The organism is Stenotrophomonas sp. SORGH_AS_0321 (assembly GCF_031453215.1).
Lineage (GTDB): Bacteria > Pseudomonadota > Gammaproteobacteria > Xanthomonadales > Xanthomonadaceae > Stenotrophomonas > Stenotrophomonas chelatiphaga.
On the sequence record NZ_JAVIZG010000001.1, the window covers coordinates 3,953,481 to 3,971,732 of the forward strand.

Below are 18,252 nucleotides of genomic sequence, written 5' to 3' on the forward strand. Positions count from 1 at the left end.
CCGTTGCCGGCCGGCCGCACCCTGCGCTGCGGCCCGCCCGGTCAGGGCCACTTCGGCGGCTGCGCGGCCCACGCCTGCTGGACCTGCGCCAGGGTGGCGCGCTCGCTGTCCCGCCATGCCGGCAACAGGCTCGGGTAGTTCGTCGACGTGCTCCACTGGCCGGGTTCGGTGCGCACGGCGGCGGCATACCACTTCACCGCATCCTCCTTCTGCCCGAGCTCCCACAGGGCCAGTGCGTAGGTCGGCGGGATCCACGACGGATTGCCGCGCAATGCGCTGGCCGCGGCATGCCACTGCTCCAGCGCCGCCTCAGGCTGGCCCTGGCGGAACAGGTCCCAGCCGTGGCTCCAACGCACCATCCGGCCCGACGGCGAATTGGCCGCGGTGGCCTGCAGGGCTTCGGTGTAAAGCTGCTGGCCAAGTTCGGTGCGGCCCTGCGCGATGGCCACCCCGGCCAACTGCACGGTCGCCTCGAGCGACTTGCGCCCGCGCTCGCGCTGGCGAAGCAGCTGGCTGACCAGGTCATCGCCTTCGGCCTGCACCACCACCACCGGAACGGCAGCAGGATCAGGATCGAAATAGAACTCCTGCGGCGCAGGCAGGAGGGGGGCAGCCCATGCAGCGGCTGTCCCCGATACCAGCACCAGGCTGGCAAGGAACTGTCTTACAAGTGACATCTCGTTTTCCCCAGGTTGAAACAACAACCTCCCACTTCCTGATCCTAACCGCAGTGCGGCATCAGAAGCGAGTACCGGCCGACGACGGGGCCACTGTTACAATCCGCGCCCTCCGGTCCTGCGCACGCGCAGCCGGCGCCAGCCGATCCGAACCAGGCCAGCCATGACCAGTACCGCCCAGCTTACGTCTCCCGATTCCGCCGCCCAGCTCGACCGCGATTACACGCTCGACCACAAGTACGCGCGCGAAACCGGTCGGATCTACCTGAGCGGCGTGCAGGCGCTGGTCCGCCTGCCGCTGATGCAGCGGTTGCGCGATGCCGCCGTCGGCATCGACAGTGCCGGCTTCATCAGTGGCTACCGCGGCAGCCCGCTGGGCGGTTTCGACCTGGAGCTGTGGCGCGCGCGCCAGCACCTGGAGGCCGCCAGGGTGAAGTTCACCCCCGGCCTGAACGAAGATCTCGGCGCGACCATGGTGTGGGGAACGCAGCAGACCACCCTGTTCCCGGGTGCCAACGTGCAGGGCGTGTTCGGCATGTGGTACGGCAAGGGCCCGGGCGTGGACCGCTGCGGCGATGTCTTCAAGCACGCCAATGCGGCCGGCACGTCGCGGCTCGGCGGCGTGCTGGCGCTGGCGGCCGATGACCATGCCTGCCGCAGTTCCACCCTGCCGCATGGCAGCGAGGACGAGTTCGTCAGCGCGATGATGCCGGTGCTGAATCCGGCCGGTGTGCAGGACATCCTGGACATGGGCGTGCTGGGCTGGGCGATGAGCCGGTACACCGGGCGCTGGATCGGCTTCAAGACCATTGCCGAGACGGTGGAATCGTCCGCCTCGGTGGACGTGGACCCGCTGGCACGGCGCATCGTGCTGCCCGACAACTTCGAGATGCCGGCCGGTGGCCTCAACATCCGCTGGCCGGACCCGCCGCTGGACCAGGAAATGCGCCTGCACCGCTACGCGGTCAAGGCCGCCCAGGCATTCGCGCGTGCCAATGGCATCGACCGCACCGTGCTGGATTCACCGCGCGCGCGGCTGGGCATCGTCACCACCGGCAAGAGCTACCTGGACGTGCTGCAGGCGCTGGAATACCTGGGCCTGGACGAGACGGCCTGCGCCGACATCGGCATCCGCGTGTACAAGGTCGGCATGACCTGGCCGCTGGAACCGCAGGGCATCGCGCGCTTCGCGCAGGGGCTGGAAGACATCATCGTGGTGGAGGAGAAGCGGGCCTTCATCGAGCGCCAGATGAAGGAGCAGTTCTTCAACTGGCCGGCCAGCTGGGGCCCGCGGCCGTCCATCGTCGGCAAGTACGACGAGCAAGGCGAGTGGATCCTGCCGTCCACCGGCGAGCTGACCCCGGCCACCATCGCCGCGGTGATCGGCCGGCGCATCCAGAAGTTCTTCAACAACGAGTCCATCGAACAGCGCCTGCAGTGGATGCAGGAGAAGGAAGCCGAGCTGGCCCTGCCGCGCGCCAACTTCCCGCGCGTACCGCATTACTGCTCCGGCTGCCCGCACAACACCTCCACCACCGTGCCGGAAGGCTCGCGCGCGCTGGGCGGCATCGGTTGCCATTACATGGTGACCTGGATGAACCGCAGCACCGATACCTTCACCCACATGGGCGGCGAAGGGGTGACCTGGGCCGGCCAGGCCGCCTTCACCGATACTCCGCATGTGTTCCAGAACCTGGGCGATGGCACCTATTTCCACAGTGGCTCGCTGGCGATCCGCCAGTCGGTCGCCGCCGGGGTCAACATCACCTACAAGATCCTCTACAACGACGCGGTGGCGATGACCGGTGGCCAGCCGGTGGACGGCCCGCTGAGCGTGCCGGACATCGCCCGGCAGATGCGCGCCGAAGGCATCCACACCATCGTGGTGCTGTCGGACAACATCGAAAAGTGGACGCGCCAGCGCGACCAGTTCCCGGACGGCGTGGCCTTCCATGACCGCAGCGCCGCTGGATGCAGTACAGAAGCAGCTGCGCGAGGTGAAGGGTGTTTCGATCCTCATCTACGAACAGACCTGCGCGACTGAAAAACGCCGCCGGCGCAAGCGCGGCAAGCTGGAAGACCCGGCCAAGCGGGTGGTCATCAACTCGCTGGTGTGCGAAGGCTGCGGCGACTGTGGCAAGAAGAGTTTCTGCGTGTCGGTGCTGCCGAAGGAGACCGAGTTCGGGCGCAAGCGCGATATCGACCAGTCCAACTGCAACAAGGATTATTCCTGCACGACCGGCTTCTGCCCCAGCTTTGTCACCGTGCACGGCGGCAAGCCGCGCAAGGGCAGCAAGCGCGATGCCTCCACCCTGCTGGACAACCTGCCGGCGCCGCCGGTGCGGACCGCGCTGGAGCAGCCCTGGAACATCCTGATCACCGGTGTCGGTGGCACCGGCGTGGTGACCATCGGCGCGCTGCTGGGCATGGCCGGGCACCTGGAGGGCAAGGGCTCCTCGGTGCTGGACCAGACCGGCCTGGCGCAGAAGGGCGGCGCGGTCACCACCCACATCCGCATCGCCCGCACCCCGGCCGACATCCATGCCGTGCGCATCGCCGCCGGTGAAGCCGACCTGGTGCTGGGCTGCGACATGGTGGTGGTCAACGATTACTGGGCGCTGTCCAAGGTGCGCGCCGGTCGCACCCAGGTGGTGCTCAACACCTATGAAGCAATGCCGGGCAGCTTCACCACCCGACCGGACATGCAGTTCCCCGCCGCCGACATCGTGGCCGGCATCCGCGTGGCGCTGGGCGGCGAATCGCCGCTGCTGCTGGACGCCACCCAGCTGGCGACCGCACTGCTGGGCGATGCGATCGCCTCCAATCTGTTCATCCTGGGCTACGCGTGGCAGCAGGGCCTGGTGCCGCTGTCCTTCGATGCGCTGATGCGCGCCATTGAACTCAACGGCGCGGCCGTGGCGATGAACCAGCAGGCCTTCGCCTGGGGCCGCCTGGCCGCGGTCGATCCGCAGGCCGTGCAGCAGGCCGCCGGCCTGGTCCGCAACGGCCATACCTCGGCTGAAACCACGCCGGGGCCGCTGCACGCGTTGCCGCCGGGCGAATGGGAAAGCACCGAATGGGGCGCCACCGCCGCACCGCGCAACAGCAGCGACGAACGCGAACTGCGTGGCCTGCCCGGGCACGCCAGCGATGACGTGGCGTTCCTGCCGCTGGACGATGCCCGGCTGTCGCGCTCGCTGGACGAGATGATCACGCGCCGCGCCGCGTTCCTGGTCGACTACCAGGACCAGGCCTATGCAGACCGCTACCGCAGCCTGGTCGATCGCGTGCGCAGGGGCGAACAGGACACGCTCGGCGGCTCCACCGCGCTGACCGAGACCGTGGCCCGTTACCTGTTCAAGCTGATGGCCTACAAGGACGAGTACGAAGTGGCGCGGCTGTATACCAGCGGCGACTTCCAGCGCCGCCTGCGGCAGCAGTTCGAAGGCGAGTTCCAGCTGCGCTTCCATCTGGCCCCGCCGTTGTTCGCGAAGAAGGATGCGCAGGGCCGCCTGATCAAGAAGGAATACGGCCCGTGGATGCTGAAGGCCTTCGGCGTGCTGGCGAAGCTGAAGTTCCTGCGCGGCGGCCGCCTGGACCCGTTCGGCCGCACCGCCGAGCGCGTCGGCGAACGCCAGCTGATCACCGATTACGAAGCCACCGTGCAGCTGCTGCTGGACGGCCTGGATGACCACCGGCTCGCGCTGGCGGTGGAGATTGCCAGCATTCCCGAGCACATCCGCGGCTACGGCCACGTCAAGGAAGCGCACCTGGAAAAAGCCAAGGCGCGCGAGGCAGCGCTGCTGGCACAGTGGCGCAACCCGCGCGCGCTGCACATCGTCCAGGTCGCCTGACGGCCGCGAAGGGCAATGACGGCCGCTGATGGTAGTGACGGCCGCTGGCCGTCAACAAAGCAATCGAACAGTCACCTCATCCCAATGTAACCATTTGATTACTATTGGACTTATGTGGGCCATCGGTTACATCCGATGGCCCAGCTCAAGACGCCCAGCCCGCCGACGCCTGATCACCCCAATCGCCACACCAGCAGGCGGTTGTTGGCCGGCATCGGCAGATCGGCCATCGCGATGAAACCCTGCGTCACCGCCAGCGCCTGCACCGCTTCAGCATCGCGGATGCCGCTGCGTGGGTCGCGGGCCTTCAGCCAGCCATCGAACTGGGCGTTGCTGTCACTGGTGTACTCGCCCCGGTAATTGAAGGGACCGTACACCGCCAGCAAAGCGCCGCCTTCCAGCAGCGCAGGCAGGCCGGCGAACAGCGCCTGTACGTGCTCCCAGCCCATGATGTGCAGGGTATTGGCACTGAACACCGCATCGAAGCGCGGGGTAGCGGCCGGCACGACCAGCCCCGGCGCCGGCGGCAGCTCGGCCTGCAGCGCGAACGGTGGCTGCAGGTTGGCCAGCCCGGCATCGTCGCGCCACGCGCGGATCCCGGCCAGGTGGTCCGGGTGGTCGCTGGGCTGCCACTGCAGCCACGGCCAGCGCTGGGCGAAGTACACCGCATGCTGGCCGGTGCCGCTGCCGATCTCCAGCACGCGGCGGCGATCGGCCATGAACGGGTCCAGCGCGGCGGCGATGGGATCGCGGTTGCGCTCGCAGGCAAGGGAGTACGGCTTTTCGGTCATGGTTCGTGACGAAAGTGGCAGAACGCCATTGTGCCTGTGACACGACCATGACTGCAGTCACTTGTGCCATTGCATGGCGCTGGCGAAAGTCGGGTGTCAACTGAGTGCACGTGGGGTGGTGGCAGTGCGACGTCGTGATTTCCTGGCCTTCACCGGCGCGGGCCTGGCCGGCCTGATGCTGCCGCATGGGCGATTGATCGCCGCCGAGCAGCTGCTCGAACCCGGTGACCCGGCGCTCGGCAAGCGCCTGGCCGATGCCGCGCTGCAGGCCGCCCGCGGCGCCGGTGCCAGCTACTGCGACGTGCGCATCGGCCGCTACCTGAGCCAGGGCATCATCACCCGCGAACGCAACGTGGAGAACGTCACCAACAGCGAATCGACCGGCGTCGGCGTGCGGGTGATCGTCGACGGCGCGTGGGGTTTCGCCGCCACCCACCAGCGCACGCCCGAACAGGTCGTGCAGGCGGTGGCGCAGGCAGTGGCCATCGCCCGTGCCAACGCGAAGGTGCAGACCCGCCGCGTGCAGCTTGCCGCCACGCCCGGGGTCGGCGAGGTCAGCTGGCGCACGCCGCTGAAGAAGAACGCGATGGCGGTGCCGGTGCAGGACAAAGTGGGCCTGCTGCTGGACATCAACGCCGCCGCGCTCGGTGCCGGCGCGGACTACTTCAATTCCACCCTGTTCCTGGTCAACGAACAGAAATACTTCGCCTCCAGCGACGGTTCGTGGATCGACCAGGACGTGCACCGCATCTGGCTGCCCTTCACTGCCACTGCGGTGGACAAGGCCAGCGGCAGGTTCCGCACCCGCAACGGCCTGTCCGCGCCGATGGGCATGGGCTACGAGTTCCTCGACGGTGAGCGCAGCGGGCGCTTCGAACTGCCGGGCGGGGTGGTCGGCTACGGCCACTCCTATGACCCGCGCGAAGACGCGCTGGCCGCCGCGCGCCAGGCCCGTGAAAAGCTCACGGCGCCTTCGGTCAAGCCCGGCAGATACGATGTGGTGCTGGACCCCTCCAACCTGTTCCTGACCATCCACGAGAACGTCGGCCACCCGCTGGAACTGGACCGCGTGCTGGGCTACGAGGCGAACTACGCCGGCACCAGCTTCGCCACGCTGGACAAACGCGCTGCCGGCTTCCGCTGGGGCAGCGACATCGTCAACTTCGTTGCCGACAAGACCGCGCCGGGCAGCCTCGGCGCGGTGGGCTACGACGATGAAGGGGTCAAGACCCAGCGCTGGGACCTGGTCCGCGACGGCATCCTGGTCGACTACCAGGCCACCCGCGATGAAGCGCATATCCTCGGCCGTGACGCATCACATGGCTGCAGCTATGCCGATTCGTGGTCCAGCGTGCAGTTCCAGCGCATGGCCAATGTTTCGCTGGCGCCGGGCAAGGCGCCCCTGAGCGTGGCGGAGATGGTCAAGGACGTGGAGAACGGCCTGTACTTCCACGGCCGCGGCTCCTATTCCATCGACCAGCAGCGCTACAACGCGCAGTTCGGCGCCCAGCTCTGCTACCAGATCAAGGACGGACGCATCACCGGCCTGGTCGAGGACGCGGCCTACCAGATCCGCACGCCGGAGTTCTGGAACGCCTGTTCGGCGATCTGCGATGAACGCGATTTCCGCCTCGGCGGCTCGTTCTTCGACGGCAAGGGCCAGCCCTCGCAGGTTTCAGCGGTATCCCATGGTTCGTCCACCACCCGCTTCAACGGCATCAACATCATCAACACCGCGCGCAGTCTGGGCGCATGAGTCCTGTCCAACATCCACACGTGGAGAGCAGCCTTGCAACGACGTGACTTCCTCGCCCTCACCGGGCTTACCGCGGGCGGGCTGCTGGTGCCCTCCTTCTTCGGCAAGGCGATCGCCGCCGAACAGCTGCAGAGCGTGCTCGATCCGGCCCTGAAAAAGCGCCTGGCCGATGTCGCCCTGCAGGCTGCGCGCAGTGCCGGCGCCACCTACTGCGACGTGCGCATCGGCCGCTACCTGCGGCAGTTCGTGATCACCCGCGAAGACAAAGTGCAGAACGTGGTGAACACCGAGTCCACCGGTGTGGGCATCCGCGTACTGGTCAACGGGGCCTGGGGATTCGCGGCCACCAACCAGCTGGCCAGCGCGGACATCGCCAAGGCCGCGCAGCAGGCGGCCGGCATCGCGCGGGCCAACGCCGGCATCCAGACCGCACCGGTGCAGCTGGCGGCTGCCCCCGGCGTGGGCGAGGTCAGCTGGCGCACGCCGGTACGCCGCAATTCGATGGAAGTGCCGATCAAGGACAAGGTCGACCTGCTGCTGGACGTCAACGCAGCGGCGATCAATGCCGGCGCCAGCTTCGTCAATTCGATGATGTTCCTGGTCAACGAACAGAAGTATTTCGCCTCCACCGACGGCTCCTACATCGACCAGGACGTGCACCGCATCTGGGTGCCGATGACGATCACCGCCATCGACAAGGAAAGCGGCAAGTTCCGCACCCGCGAAGGCCTGTCCGCGCCGATGGGCATGGGCTACGAATACCTGGACGGGTCGGCCGCCGGCAAGGTGGTGACCCCCAACGGGGTGGTCAACTACTCCACGTCCTACGACATGAAGGAAGACGCCATCGCCTCGGCCAAACAGGCACGCGAGAAGCTCAAGGCGCCTTCGGTGAAGCCGGGCAAGTACGACCTGGTGCTGGATCCTTCGCACACCTGGCTGACCATCCACGAGTCGGTCGGCCATCCGCTGGAACTGGACCGCGTGCTCGGCTACGAAGCCAACTACGCCGGCACCAGCTTCGCCACGCTGGACAAGCGCGAACAGCGCTTCCAGTACGGCAGCGAGCTGGTCAACATCTTCGCCGACAAGACCCAGGAAGGCAGCCTGGGCGCGGTGGCGTACGACGATGAAGGCGTGAAGTGCAAGCGCTGGGACCTGATCAGCGACGGCAAGCTGGTGGACTACCAGACCATCCGCGACCAGGCCCACATCCTCGGCAAGACCGAATCCGATGGCTGCTGCTACGCCGATTCGTGGTCCAGCGTGCAGTTCCAGCGCATGGCCAACGTATCCATGGCGCCGGGCAAGCAGAAGCTCAGCGTGGATGAACTGATCAAGGACGTGGAGAACGGCATCTACATCATCGGTGACGGCTCGTTCTCGATCGACCAGCAACGCTACAACGCGCAGTTCGGCGGCCAGCTGTTCTACGAAATCAAGAACGGCAAGATCACCGGCATGCTGGAGGACGTGGCCTACCAGATCCGCACGCCGGAATTCTGGAATGCCTGCAGCGCCGTCGCCGACGAGCGCGACTACCGCCTGGGTGGCTCGTTCTTCGATGGCAAGGGCCAGCCGGGCCAGGTCTCGGCGGTCTCGCACGGTTCGTCCACCGCCCGTTTCAATGGCATCAACGTCATCAACACCGCACGCAGCCTCGGCTGACCGGTCTGGAGCCCGAAACCCATGAGCATCTTCACCGAACAGCAGGCCAAGGCCATCCTCGACAAGGTCATCGCCCTGTCCAAGGCCGACGAGTGCACCGCGACCCTGGCCGGGTCCATCAACGGCAACATCCGTTTCGCGCTGAACAACATCTCCACCAGCGGCATCGTCAGTGACGCCTCGCTGGCCGTGGAAGTGGCCTTCGGCAAGCGCGTCGGCACCGCATCGATCAACGAGTTCGACGATGCCGCGCTGGAGCGCGTGGTGCGCCGTGCCGAAGACCTGGCGCGGCTTGCGCCGGAGAACCCGGAGTTCATCCCGGCCATCGGCAAGCAGGCCTATCGCCCGACCCCGACCTTCAGCGAATCCACCGGTGCCATCGATCCGGCATTCCGCGCCAAGGTCGCCGCTGATTCGATCCTGCCGTGCCGCCAGGCCGGGGTGATCGCGGCCGGCTTCCTGGAAGACGGCCACGGCTTCGTCGCCACCGCCAACAGCAACGGCAACTTCGGCTACCAGCGCACCAGCAGCTTCGATTACACCTGCACGGTGCGCACCGAAGACGGCCGTGGTTCGGGCTGGGTCGGTCGCAACCTGAAGGATGCGGCGGACTTCAAGGCCGACCAGGACGTTCGCATCGCCATGCGCAAGGCCACTGAATCGGCCGAAGCCAAGGCGCTGGAGCCGGGCAAGTACACGGTCATCCTGGAACCGGCCGCAGCCGCCGGACTGATCAGCTTCATGATGCGCTTCTTCGACGCGCGCTCGGCCGATGAAGGCCGCAGCTTCCTGTCGAAGAAGGGCGGTGGCAACAAGCTGGGCGAGCAGGTGTACGACCCGCGGGTCAACCTGCACGCCGATCCGTGGCATCCCGAAGCGCCGGTGCTGCCGTGGGATGACAACGGCATGCCGCGCGACAAGGTCGCCATCATCGAGAACGGCAGGATCGCCAACCTCGACTACTCGCGGTTCTGGGCACAGAAGCAGGGCAAGACCGCCAACGCGCGACCGGGCAACCTGCTGATGAGCGGCGGCGACAAGAGCACCGCCGAGCTGGTGCGCGGGACCCAGAAGGGCATCCTGGTCACGCGTACCTGGTACATCCGCATGGTCGATCCGCAGACCGTGCTGCTGACCGGCCTGACCCGTGACGGCACGTTCTACATCGAGAACGGGCAGATCAAGCACCCGGTGAAGAACTTCCGCTTCAACGAATCGCCGGTGATCATGCTCAACAACATCGATGAACTGGGCAAGCCGGTGCGCGTGGCCGGCGACGAGTCCAGCTTCGTGATGATGATCCCGCCGATGCGCCTGCGCGATTTCACCTTCACCTCGTTGTCCGACGCGGTCTGATGCCGCACCGGACCGGCAGCGACGGCCGCTGGCCGTCTGCAGGGACGGCGTGAACCGCGCGCAGTTCCTGCGTGCGATGCTCGGTGGCGCCGCCCTGGCGGCGCTGCCGGGCTTCGCCCGCGCCCAGGCCAGCCGCTACGATTTCTGGTTTACCCGGCTGAAATACGATTCCGGCGACTGGGACGTGGATGCGCGCATGCCGTCCAACCTGATCACCTCGCTGATCGACTACACCAGCCTGCGCGTGGACCCGAAGGAACACGTGCTGGACCTGTCCGACCCGCGCATGCTGCAGGCACCGTTCTGCTACCTCGCCGGGCACAAGCTGGTGGAATTCAATGCCGCCGAGCGCGAAAACTTCGTGCGCTACGTCCGCAACGGCGGCTTCGTGTTCGTCGACGACTGCAACCACGACATCGACGGCCTGTTCGCCAAGTCGTTCGAAGCGCAGATAGCGCGGCTGTTCGGCGCCTCGGCATTGAAGAAGCTGCCCAACAACCACGCGTTGTACCGCAGTTTCTTCAGCTTCCCGGAGGGCCCGCCGGCCACCGGTTTCGAGTTGAATGGCTGGGGCGACGACCTGGTGCACGATTACCTCAAGGGCATCGAGGTGGACGGCCGCCTCGGCGTGCTCTACAGCAACAAGGATTACGGTTGCGAATGGGATTACGACTGGCGCAACAAGCGTTTCCTGGCCGAAGACAACACCCGCTTCGGCGTCAACATCGTGATGTACGCATTGAACAACTGAGCATGACCGGGCGCTGCCCGGCGTTCCCCCCCACCTGACAGGCTTGACCATGACCGCCCCTGACCTTGATTCCCTGCTGCCGCGCCTGCAACAGCTGCGCGATGCGCTCGCCCAGGCCGTGGTCGGCCAGCACGAGGTGGTGGAGCAGCTGCTGATCGGCCTGCTGGCCGGTGGCCACTGCCTGCTGGAAGGCGCGCCCGGACTGGGCAAGACCCTGCTGGTGCGTTCGCTGGGGCAGGCGCTGGAACTGCAGTTCCGCCGCGTCCAGTTCACCCCGGACCTGATGCCCAGCGACATCCTGGGCACCGAACTGCTGGAAGAAGACCATGGCACCGGTCACCGCCATTTCCGCTTCCAGAAAGGCCCCATCTTCACCAACCTGCTGCTGGCCGACGAACTGAACCGCACGCCGCCGAAGACCCAGGCAGCGTTGCTGGAGGCCATGCAGGAACGCACCGTCAGCTACGCCGGAACGACCTACACACTGCCGCAGCCGTTCTTCGTGCTGGCCACCCAGAACCCGATCGAGCAGGCCGGTACCTACCCGTTGCCGGAGGCACAGCTGGATCGCTTCCTGCTGCACGTGCGGGTGGATTATCCCAGCGAACAGGAAGAACAGGACATCCTGCGCCAGACCACCGGAAGCGCTGGCGGCAGCGTGCCGCAAGTGATGGATGCCGAGGCGGTGATCGCGCTGCAGTACGCGGTGCGCCAGGTGCACGTCAGCGACGATGTGCTGGCCTGGATCACCCGGCTGGTGCGCGCCAGCCGCCCGGGTGCTGCCGCACCGGCGGCGGTCAACCAGTGGATCAAATGGGGTGCCGGCCCGCGTGCCGGCCAGTCGCTGGTGCTGGCCGCCAAGGCACGTGCGCTGCTTCAGGGGCGCTTTGCCGCGACCCGTGATGACGTGCAGGCGCTGGCCGCGCCGGTGATGCGCCACCGCCTGCTGCTGTCCTTCGCCGCCGAGGCCGAAGGCAAGGGCGCCGACGACGTGGTCGCTGCGCTGCTGCAGGCCGTGCCGTTCCCCGGCTGACCGCGACGACGCTCGCGTGGACCACAACGCCCCCATTGCCCTGCCCGCCGACGTCCGCGGCCGCCTGAAGGCCCTGCGCCTGCAGCCACGCCGCGCGCACGGCGCGCACGGGATCGGCCAGCACGCCAGCCGCAGCCGTGGCGCCGGGCTTGAGTTCGCGCAGTACCGCGCCTACGAGCCCGGTGACGAGCTGCGCCAGGTGGACTGGAAGCTTTACGCGCGCTCGGACCGCTTCTTCGTTCGGGAATCCGAGCGCGAGAGTCCGGTAACCCTCTGGATCCTGATCGACACCAGTGCCTCCGCGAGCCAGCGTGATCGAGCGCGGCCGGACGTTTCGCGGCTGGACCACGCCTGTGCGGTGGCGGCGTGCCTGGTTGAACTCGCGCTGCAGCAGGGCGATCGGTTCGGCCTGCTGGCCGTCGGCGGCAGCGGCCTGCAGCGGGTGCCGGCCGGGATCGGTCCGCGCCACCGTGACCGCGTGCACCTGCAGCTCCGCCAGCTCAGCGCCACGGGCACGTGGCCGCCGGCCGATACCCTGCGCCCGGTCTGGGAGCGCGTGCACGCGGGCGACATGCTGGTCGCGCTTGGCGATGGCTTCGATGAAACCGGCATCCAACTGCTGGAGCGCCTGGCCGCCGCCCGCCGCGATGTCTTCAACGTGCAGCTGCTGACCGCCGAAGAACGCGATTTTCCGTTCACCGAAGGGCACCGGTTCCGCGATCCGGAAACCGGCACCGAGCTGCTGGGGGATGGCCGCGCACTGCGCGCGGGGTATCTGCAACGGTTCGCGCAGGCCCGGCACGCCTTGCAGGCGCGCCTGCAGTCTGCCGGCATCACCCACGCCACCGGCTGGCTGGACGAGCCGCTGGATGCGCCACTGCAGCAGCTGTTCGGCACGCGGGGCGGCGCATGAGCCTGTCCTTGTTGTTCCCGCTGGGGCTGTTGGCGTTGGTTTCGCTGCTGGTTCCGTTGCTGATCCATCTGGCCCGGCGGCAGCTCGAGGTGCCGCTGGACTTCGCCGCGCTGCGCTGGCTGCAGGCGCGCGTCCGCCCGCGCAGCCGTGTGCGCATCGACGAGTGGCTGCTGCTGGCACTGCGCCTGTTGCTGCTGGCCGCGCTGGCCCTGCTGCTGGCGCAACCGGTGCTGCAGGGCGGAACCGCCGATGTGCGGCCGGTACACGTGGTTGCGCCGGGGCTGGACGGCGCAGCACTGCGCGGCGCGGACACCGACGGCGACTGGCGCTGGCTGGCCCCCGGCTTCCCGCCGTTGCAGCAGGCCCCGGCCGCGTCGACGGCGGCCTTCGCCAGCCTGCTGCGCGAACTCGACCAGACCCTGCCAGCCGCTGCACCGCTGGTGGTTCATCTGCCTGATCCGCTGCCCGGCCTGGATGGCGAGCGGATCCGGCTGTCGCGAGCCGTGCAGTGGCGGCCGCATCGCCTGCTGGTGGCCGCCATGGGCGCCGAACCAGAAGCGCCGCGCCTGCATCCCGGCGGCGAAGGAGATCCTGCCACGCTGCGCGTGCTTGAAGCGCTGCAGCGCGCGTGGACCGATGCGCCGCTGGCCGTTGCCAGTGAAGCCGTGCCGGCCGACGATCGGATCGGTGTCTGGCTGTCCGCCATGCCGCTGCCGCCGGCCTGGCAGGCCTGGGTCGCCGAGGGTGGCACCGTGCTGCAGGTCGGCGCCGACGCTGCCGCAACAGGGCCCTGGCTTGCTGTACTGCGCGATGCAGACGGCGCGCTGCTGCTCGAACAACGCAGCGTGGGCCGCGGGCGCCTGCTCCGCTTTCCTGCCGCGCTCTCCATTGCCACGCTCCCCGCCATCGCCGACGAAGACATTCCCCGACGCCTGCGCGACGTGCTGGCCCCGCATCCGGTTCCCGCCCTCGGCGTTGCGGCGGACCAGGTGCCGCTGACCGGCGCGACCGCTCCGCTGCCACAGCCGCGCGATCTTGCCCCGTGGCTGCTGCTGGCGATCGTGCTGCTGTTCGCGCTGGAGCGTTGGCTGGCGACGTCGGCCCGGCGCAGGAGCACGCCATGAACGCTGCGGTGAACCGCGCCTGGCAGGCAGCGCGCCGACGCCAGGCCACGCAGACGATGGCCCTGGCGGTGCCGCTGGTGGTCGCGCTGGCCGCGCTCGCATGGCGGCTTGGCACCTATGACGTGGCAACGTGGGTGCTGGCCATCGGCCTGCTCGGCGCCGCCGCACTGGCGACCTGGCGCGCGCGTCGGCTGGATCGCCGCTGGCTGGTACGCCAGCTGGACCAGCGGCCCGCGGCGCGCGACAGTGCCGACCTGCTGTTTGCCGACGCCGCAGTGCTCAATCCCCTGCAGCGGCGCCAACGCGACCACATCGATGCGGCCCTGCAGCGTGACCCACCGGTGCTGCACGCAGCCTGGACATGGCCGGCGCTGCTGGCCGCGTGGTGCGCCAGCGTGCTGGTGCTCGCCCTCGCCTTCGGCTGGCCCCGCGCCGGCCGCGTGCCGGCTGCCGCTGCACCCGGCACCGTGGCAGCCGGCAGCGCTGCGGCCACGCCGCCGGCGCTGCAGTCCGCGCGCCTGCGCATCACCGCGCCGTCGTATACCGGCCAGCCGGTGCGCACGCAGAGCGCGCTCGACGGCAAGGTGCAACAGGACAGCCAACTGCAGTGGTCGCTGCGTTTTTCCGGCACACCCACCCGTGCCGCGCTGCAGTTCCACGATGGCCAGCGCATCGACCTGACGCCGCAGGATGGGCAGTGGACCGGCAACTGGAAGGCCACGCGCCCGGCCCTGTACCGCGTGGTGACCGAGCCGGCGCTGCGCGATACGCGCCTGTATCGCCTGGACGTGGTGCCCGACCAGCCGCCCAGCGTGCGGGTGATCGAACCGGACGCCACGCTGGTGCTCGGCACGCCCGGCCAGCGCCGCTGGCAGCTGCGCTTCGAAGCCAGCGATGACCACGGCGTGGCCGCCACGGCGCAGCTGAAGGTGACCCTGGCCCAGGGCAGCGGTGAAAACATCACCTTCCGTGAGCAGGTCATTCCGCTCAGCGGCAGCGGGCCGGCGACGCAACGGCGCTTCGCCCACACGCTGGAGCTGGCCGCGCTGGGCGCCAGCGCCGGCAACGATGTGATCGCGCAGCTGCAGGTGCGTGACAACCACGCGCCCACGCCACAGTCAGCGCAGAGCAGCAGCGTGATCCTGCGCCTGCCCAGCGAAGCCGAGGTGCAGGAAGCCGAACTGGAAGGCATGGTCAAGCGCACCCTGCCGGCGTATTTCCGCAGCCAGCGGCAGATCATCATCGATGCCGAAGCCCTGCTTGCCCAGCGCAGCAGGCTGTCGGCGGACGCGTTCACCGGTCGCTCCGATGCGATCGGCGTGGACCAGCGCATCCTGCGCCTGCGCTACGGCCAGTTCCTCGGCGAAGAGAGCGAAGGCGCACCCAAAGCGCCACCCACCAGCGACCTGCCGACCAGCGACGTGCCCAGCAACGATGCCCCGGCGGCGGCCGATGATCACGGACACGACAGCCATGCCGGCGACCACGACGATGACCATGGCCACGATCACGCGGCCGGTGTGGAGCCGCAGGTGTTCGGCAGCGCCACCGATGTGCTTTCCGAGTACGGCCATACCCACGACCATGCCGAGGCCGCCACCCTGCTTGATCCGCAGACGCGCGCCACGTTGAAGGCCGCGCTGGACCAGATGTGGTCCTCCGAAGGCGAGCTGCGCCAGGGCCGGCCGAAGGAAGCCTTGCCGCACGCCTACAAGGCGCTGGCCTTCATCAAGGAAGTGCAGCAGGCCGAGCGGATCTACCTGGCGCGGGTGGGTCCGGAACTGCCGCCGATCGACGAGAGCCGGCGGCTGGGCGGCAAGCGTGAAGGCATCGACAGTCGACGCCTGCCGCTGACGGCGCTGACCGCACCGGACCAGTCCATCGTCGCGGTCTGGCAGCAGTTGGGCGGTGCTGGCCAGGTACCGGACCTGGATGCGTTGAACGGCTGGCTGCGTGCCAATGAAAGCCGCCTTGCCGATCCACTCAGTCTTGCCGCATCGATTGAAGAACTACGCATCGCACCGGACTGCGTGCGCTGCCGCGACGCGCTGCGCGCGCAGTTGTGGCGTGCCCTGCTGCGGCCGATACCGGCACCGGCACGGCGCAGCACACCCGACGCGATGGGACAGCGTTACCGCGATGCACTGGGAGCCGGGCCATGACGGACAGTCGCTGGATCAGCATGGCGATCATCGCCATCGTGCTGCTGGCCACGTTGCGGTTGCTGCTGCAGCAACGGCGCGGCGTACGCCTGCCGCCACTGCGGCTGGGCGCACTGCTGGTGCTGCAGGCGCTGGCGGGTGGACTGTTGCTGCTGGCACTGGTTCCGCCGCAGCACAGCGCACCCCGCCATGCACTCACGTTGCTGACGGCCGGCGCGAGGCAGGCGCCTGCCCCGGCAGACGACGCAGCGACAGTGTTCGCCCTGCCGGAGTACGACGCGCGCCCCGGCATCGCGCGCGTAGCGGACCTGGCCACCGCCCTGCGCCAGCACCCGGGAACCGAACGGCTCACCCTGGTCGGTGACGGGTTGGCAGCGCGCGATCGCGATACGCCATTGCCCGCCCAGGTGCAGTTGCGGCTGTCGCCCGCGCCACGCGGCTGGGTAGGCCTGCAAGCGCCGGCGATCACCACACCGGGCGCGGTTTTCAGCGTGCGCGCACGTGCCCAGGGCGTGCCCGACGGCCGTGCCGAGCTGCTCGATCCCGCGGGCCAGGTCGTCGCCCGCGCCGCGCTGGACGCGCGCGGCGGCGCCCGTCTGGACGGTGTTGCGCGGGTCGTCGGTCGCACCCTGTTCCAGCTGCGGCTGCTGGACGCCAGCGATCATCGGGTGGACGGCATCCCGGTCCCGCTGCAGGTCGCAGCGCCGGCACCGGTGCGGATGCTGATGCTGGCTGGTGCCCCCGGGCCGGAAGCCAAGTACCTGCGGCGCTGGGCGGCCGACGCCGGGGTGGAGCTGCAGTTCCAGTCCAGCGTGGGGGCCGGCGTGATGCTGGGCGATGCGCCGGTGGCGCTTGCTCCGGCGCGGCTGGCCGCCACGGACGTGCTGCTGCTGGACGAACGCAGCCTGGCCGCGCTGGGTGCGGCGCAGCGCAGCGCGGTGCAGCAGGCGCTGCGCGATGGATTGGGCGTTTTGGTGCGCAGCGCGGGGCCATTGCCGGACACCGCGCGCCAGACCCTGCGTGGCTGGGGCCTGGCAGTCACCGGCAACGGCCAGGCCGCCGCATTGAAACTTGCGGGGGAAGCGCAGGCGGAGCTGTTGCCGGCGCGGCGCGGTCCGCGTGCTCCGGCGGCGGAGGCAACGCAGTGGATGGCCGAGGCCGATGCACGTTCCCACCTTGCCGAAGTGCCGGTGCTGGAACAGCTGGCCCTGCGCGTCGCTGGCGCCCAGCCGCTGCTGCAGGATGTGGACGGCGCGGCCATCGGCGGCTGGCGCGCGAGCGGTCGCGGACGGATCGGCCTGCTGCCGGTGACCGACAGTTACCGCGCGGTGCTTGCCGGGCGCGACGACCGCCACGCCGAGCTGTGGAGCAGTGTGGTCGGCCTCGTGGCGCGCCCGGTCGCGGCCGCGCCCGCAGTGTTGGTGACCACCGATACGCCGTGGGCCGGTGAACGCGTGGTGCTGTGCGGTGTTGCGGCGGGCACGCAGGTACATGGCAGTGCCGAAGCCGCACCGGAAACCCTGGTCGTCGACCCCGGCAGCGGCGCGCAGCGCTGCGCGGCGTGGTGGCCGCGCCACGCGGGCTGGCATGAACTGGTGCAGAGCGAGGTGCGCCAGGCGATATATGTGTTCGACCGCGCCGACGCCGCCGCGCTGCATCGCCAGCAACTGCGCGACAGCACGGCGCTGCGCGTGGCCGGCGGACACGGACAGATGTCGGCCGCCACGCAGCAGGTGCCCGGCGCGCGCTGGCCATGGCTGCTCGCCTTCGTGCTGGTGGCCGGCGTGCTGTGGTGGCTGGAGCGGCGCACCCCAGCAGCGGACCGGTAGCGCCGAAGGCAGCAGCGTGACGACCAACGGTCGTCACCCACCGAGGGCAGAAGCTGACGGCCAGCGGCCGTCACTACCGTAGAGCAGGTAGCGCCGAGCCGTGCTCGGCGAGCGCAGCGGCAAAGGCAGCAGCGTGACGGCCAGCGGCCGTCACCCACCGAGGGCAGAAGCTGACGGCCAGCGGCCGTCACTACCGTAGAGCAGGTAGCGCCGAGCCGTGCTCGGCGAGCGCAGCGGCAAAGGCAGCAGCGTGACGGCCAGCGGCCGTCACTACCCAGGCAACGACATGACGGCCAGCGGCCGTCACTACTGGAGCGCGGCGGTGCTCGGTCGGCGTG

11 protein-coding genes and 1 pseudogene are annotated in these 18,252 nt (G+C 68.8%); 10 read left to right on the top strand and 2 right to left on the bottom strand.

Going from position 1 to position 18,252, the window contains the following annotated elements; all coding sequences use genetic code 11:
- Positions 1–41: 41 nt before the first annotated feature.
- Positions 42–677 carry a tetratricopeptide repeat protein gene (locus QE373_RS17860; RefSeq protein ID WP_309689209.1) on the bottom strand — a complete coding sequence of 212 codons (636 nt, stop codon included), beginning with the start codon at positions 675–677 and terminating at the stop codon, positions 42–44.
- A 163-nt stretch (positions 678–840) separates the two neighbouring features.
- Between QE373_RS17860 and QE373_RS17865 the strand changes: the two are divergent.
- Positions 841–4,531: pseudogene (locus QE373_RS17865) on the top strand (indolepyruvate ferredoxin oxidoreductase family protein).
- A gap of 173 nt (positions 4,532–4,704) precedes the next feature.
- Here the strand turns inward: QE373_RS17865 and QE373_RS17870 are convergent.
- Positions 4,705–5,322, bottom strand: coding sequence for a DUF938 domain-containing protein (locus QE373_RS17870; protein ID WP_309689211.1), 618 nt, complete (start codon positions 5,320–5,322; stop codon positions 4,705–4,707).
- A 124-nt stretch (positions 5,323–5,446) separates the two neighbouring features.
- Between QE373_RS17870 and QE373_RS17875 the strand changes: the two genes are divergently transcribed.
- From QE373_RS17875 to QE373_RS17915, 9 genes are all read left to right on the top strand, one after another.
- On the top strand, positions 5,447–7,078 hold the full coding sequence (locus QE373_RS17875; protein ID WP_309689213.1) for a TldD/PmbA family protein: 1,632 nt from the start codon (positions 5,447–5,449) through the stop codon (positions 7,076–7,078).
- A gap of 33 nt (positions 7,079–7,111) precedes the next feature.
- A complete protein-coding gene (locus tag QE373_RS17880; RefSeq protein ID WP_123699943.1) occupies positions 7,112–8,746 on the top strand; it encodes a TldD/PmbA family protein in 1,635 nt (544 codons plus the stop codon).
- Positions 8,747–8,767: 21 nt separating this feature from the next.
- Positions 8,768–10,102, top strand: a complete 1,335-nt coding sequence (locus tag QE373_RS17885; protein ID WP_057508960.1) for a TldD/PmbA family protein — start codon at positions 8,768–8,770, stop codon at positions 10,100–10,102.
- 76 nt (positions 10,103–10,178) lie between these two features.
- Positions 10,179–10,853, top strand: coding sequence for a DUF4159 domain-containing protein (locus QE373_RS17890; protein WP_309689902.1), 675 nt, complete (start codon positions 10,179–10,181; stop codon positions 10,851–10,853).
- A gap of 49 nt (positions 10,854–10,902) precedes the next feature.
- Complete coding sequence (locus tag QE373_RS17895; RefSeq protein WP_309689227.1) at positions 10,903–11,886, top strand: MoxR family ATPase; 984 nt, start codon at positions 10,903–10,905, stop codon at positions 11,884–11,886.
- A gap of 16 nt (positions 11,887–11,902) precedes the next feature.
- The gene (locus tag QE373_RS17900; RefSeq protein WP_309689237.1) at positions 11,903–12,799 is read left to right on the top strand and encodes a DUF58 domain-containing protein; all 897 of its coding nucleotides are present in this window, start codon (positions 11,903–11,905) and stop codon (positions 12,797–12,799) included.
- Between the two features lie 2 nt (positions 12,800–12,801).
- Positions 12,802–13,923, top strand: coding sequence for a BatA domain-containing protein (locus tag QE373_RS17905; protein ID WP_309689904.1), 1,122 nt, complete (start codon positions 12,802–12,804; stop codon positions 13,921–13,923).
- Entirely contained in the window at positions 13,920–16,085 is a 2,166-nt protein-coding gene (locus tag QE373_RS17910) for a hypothetical protein (RefSeq protein ID WP_309689243.1), read from the top strand. Before QE373_RS17905 ends, QE373_RS17910 begins: the two co-directional genes overlap by 4 nt.
- Positions 16,082–17,914, top strand: coding sequence for a hypothetical protein (locus QE373_RS17915; RefSeq protein WP_309689248.1), 1,833 nt, complete (start codon positions 16,082–16,084; stop codon positions 17,912–17,914). The genes QE373_RS17910 and QE373_RS17915 overlap by 4 nt, the downstream gene beginning before the upstream one ends.
- Positions 17,915–18,252 lie beyond the last annotated feature (338 nt).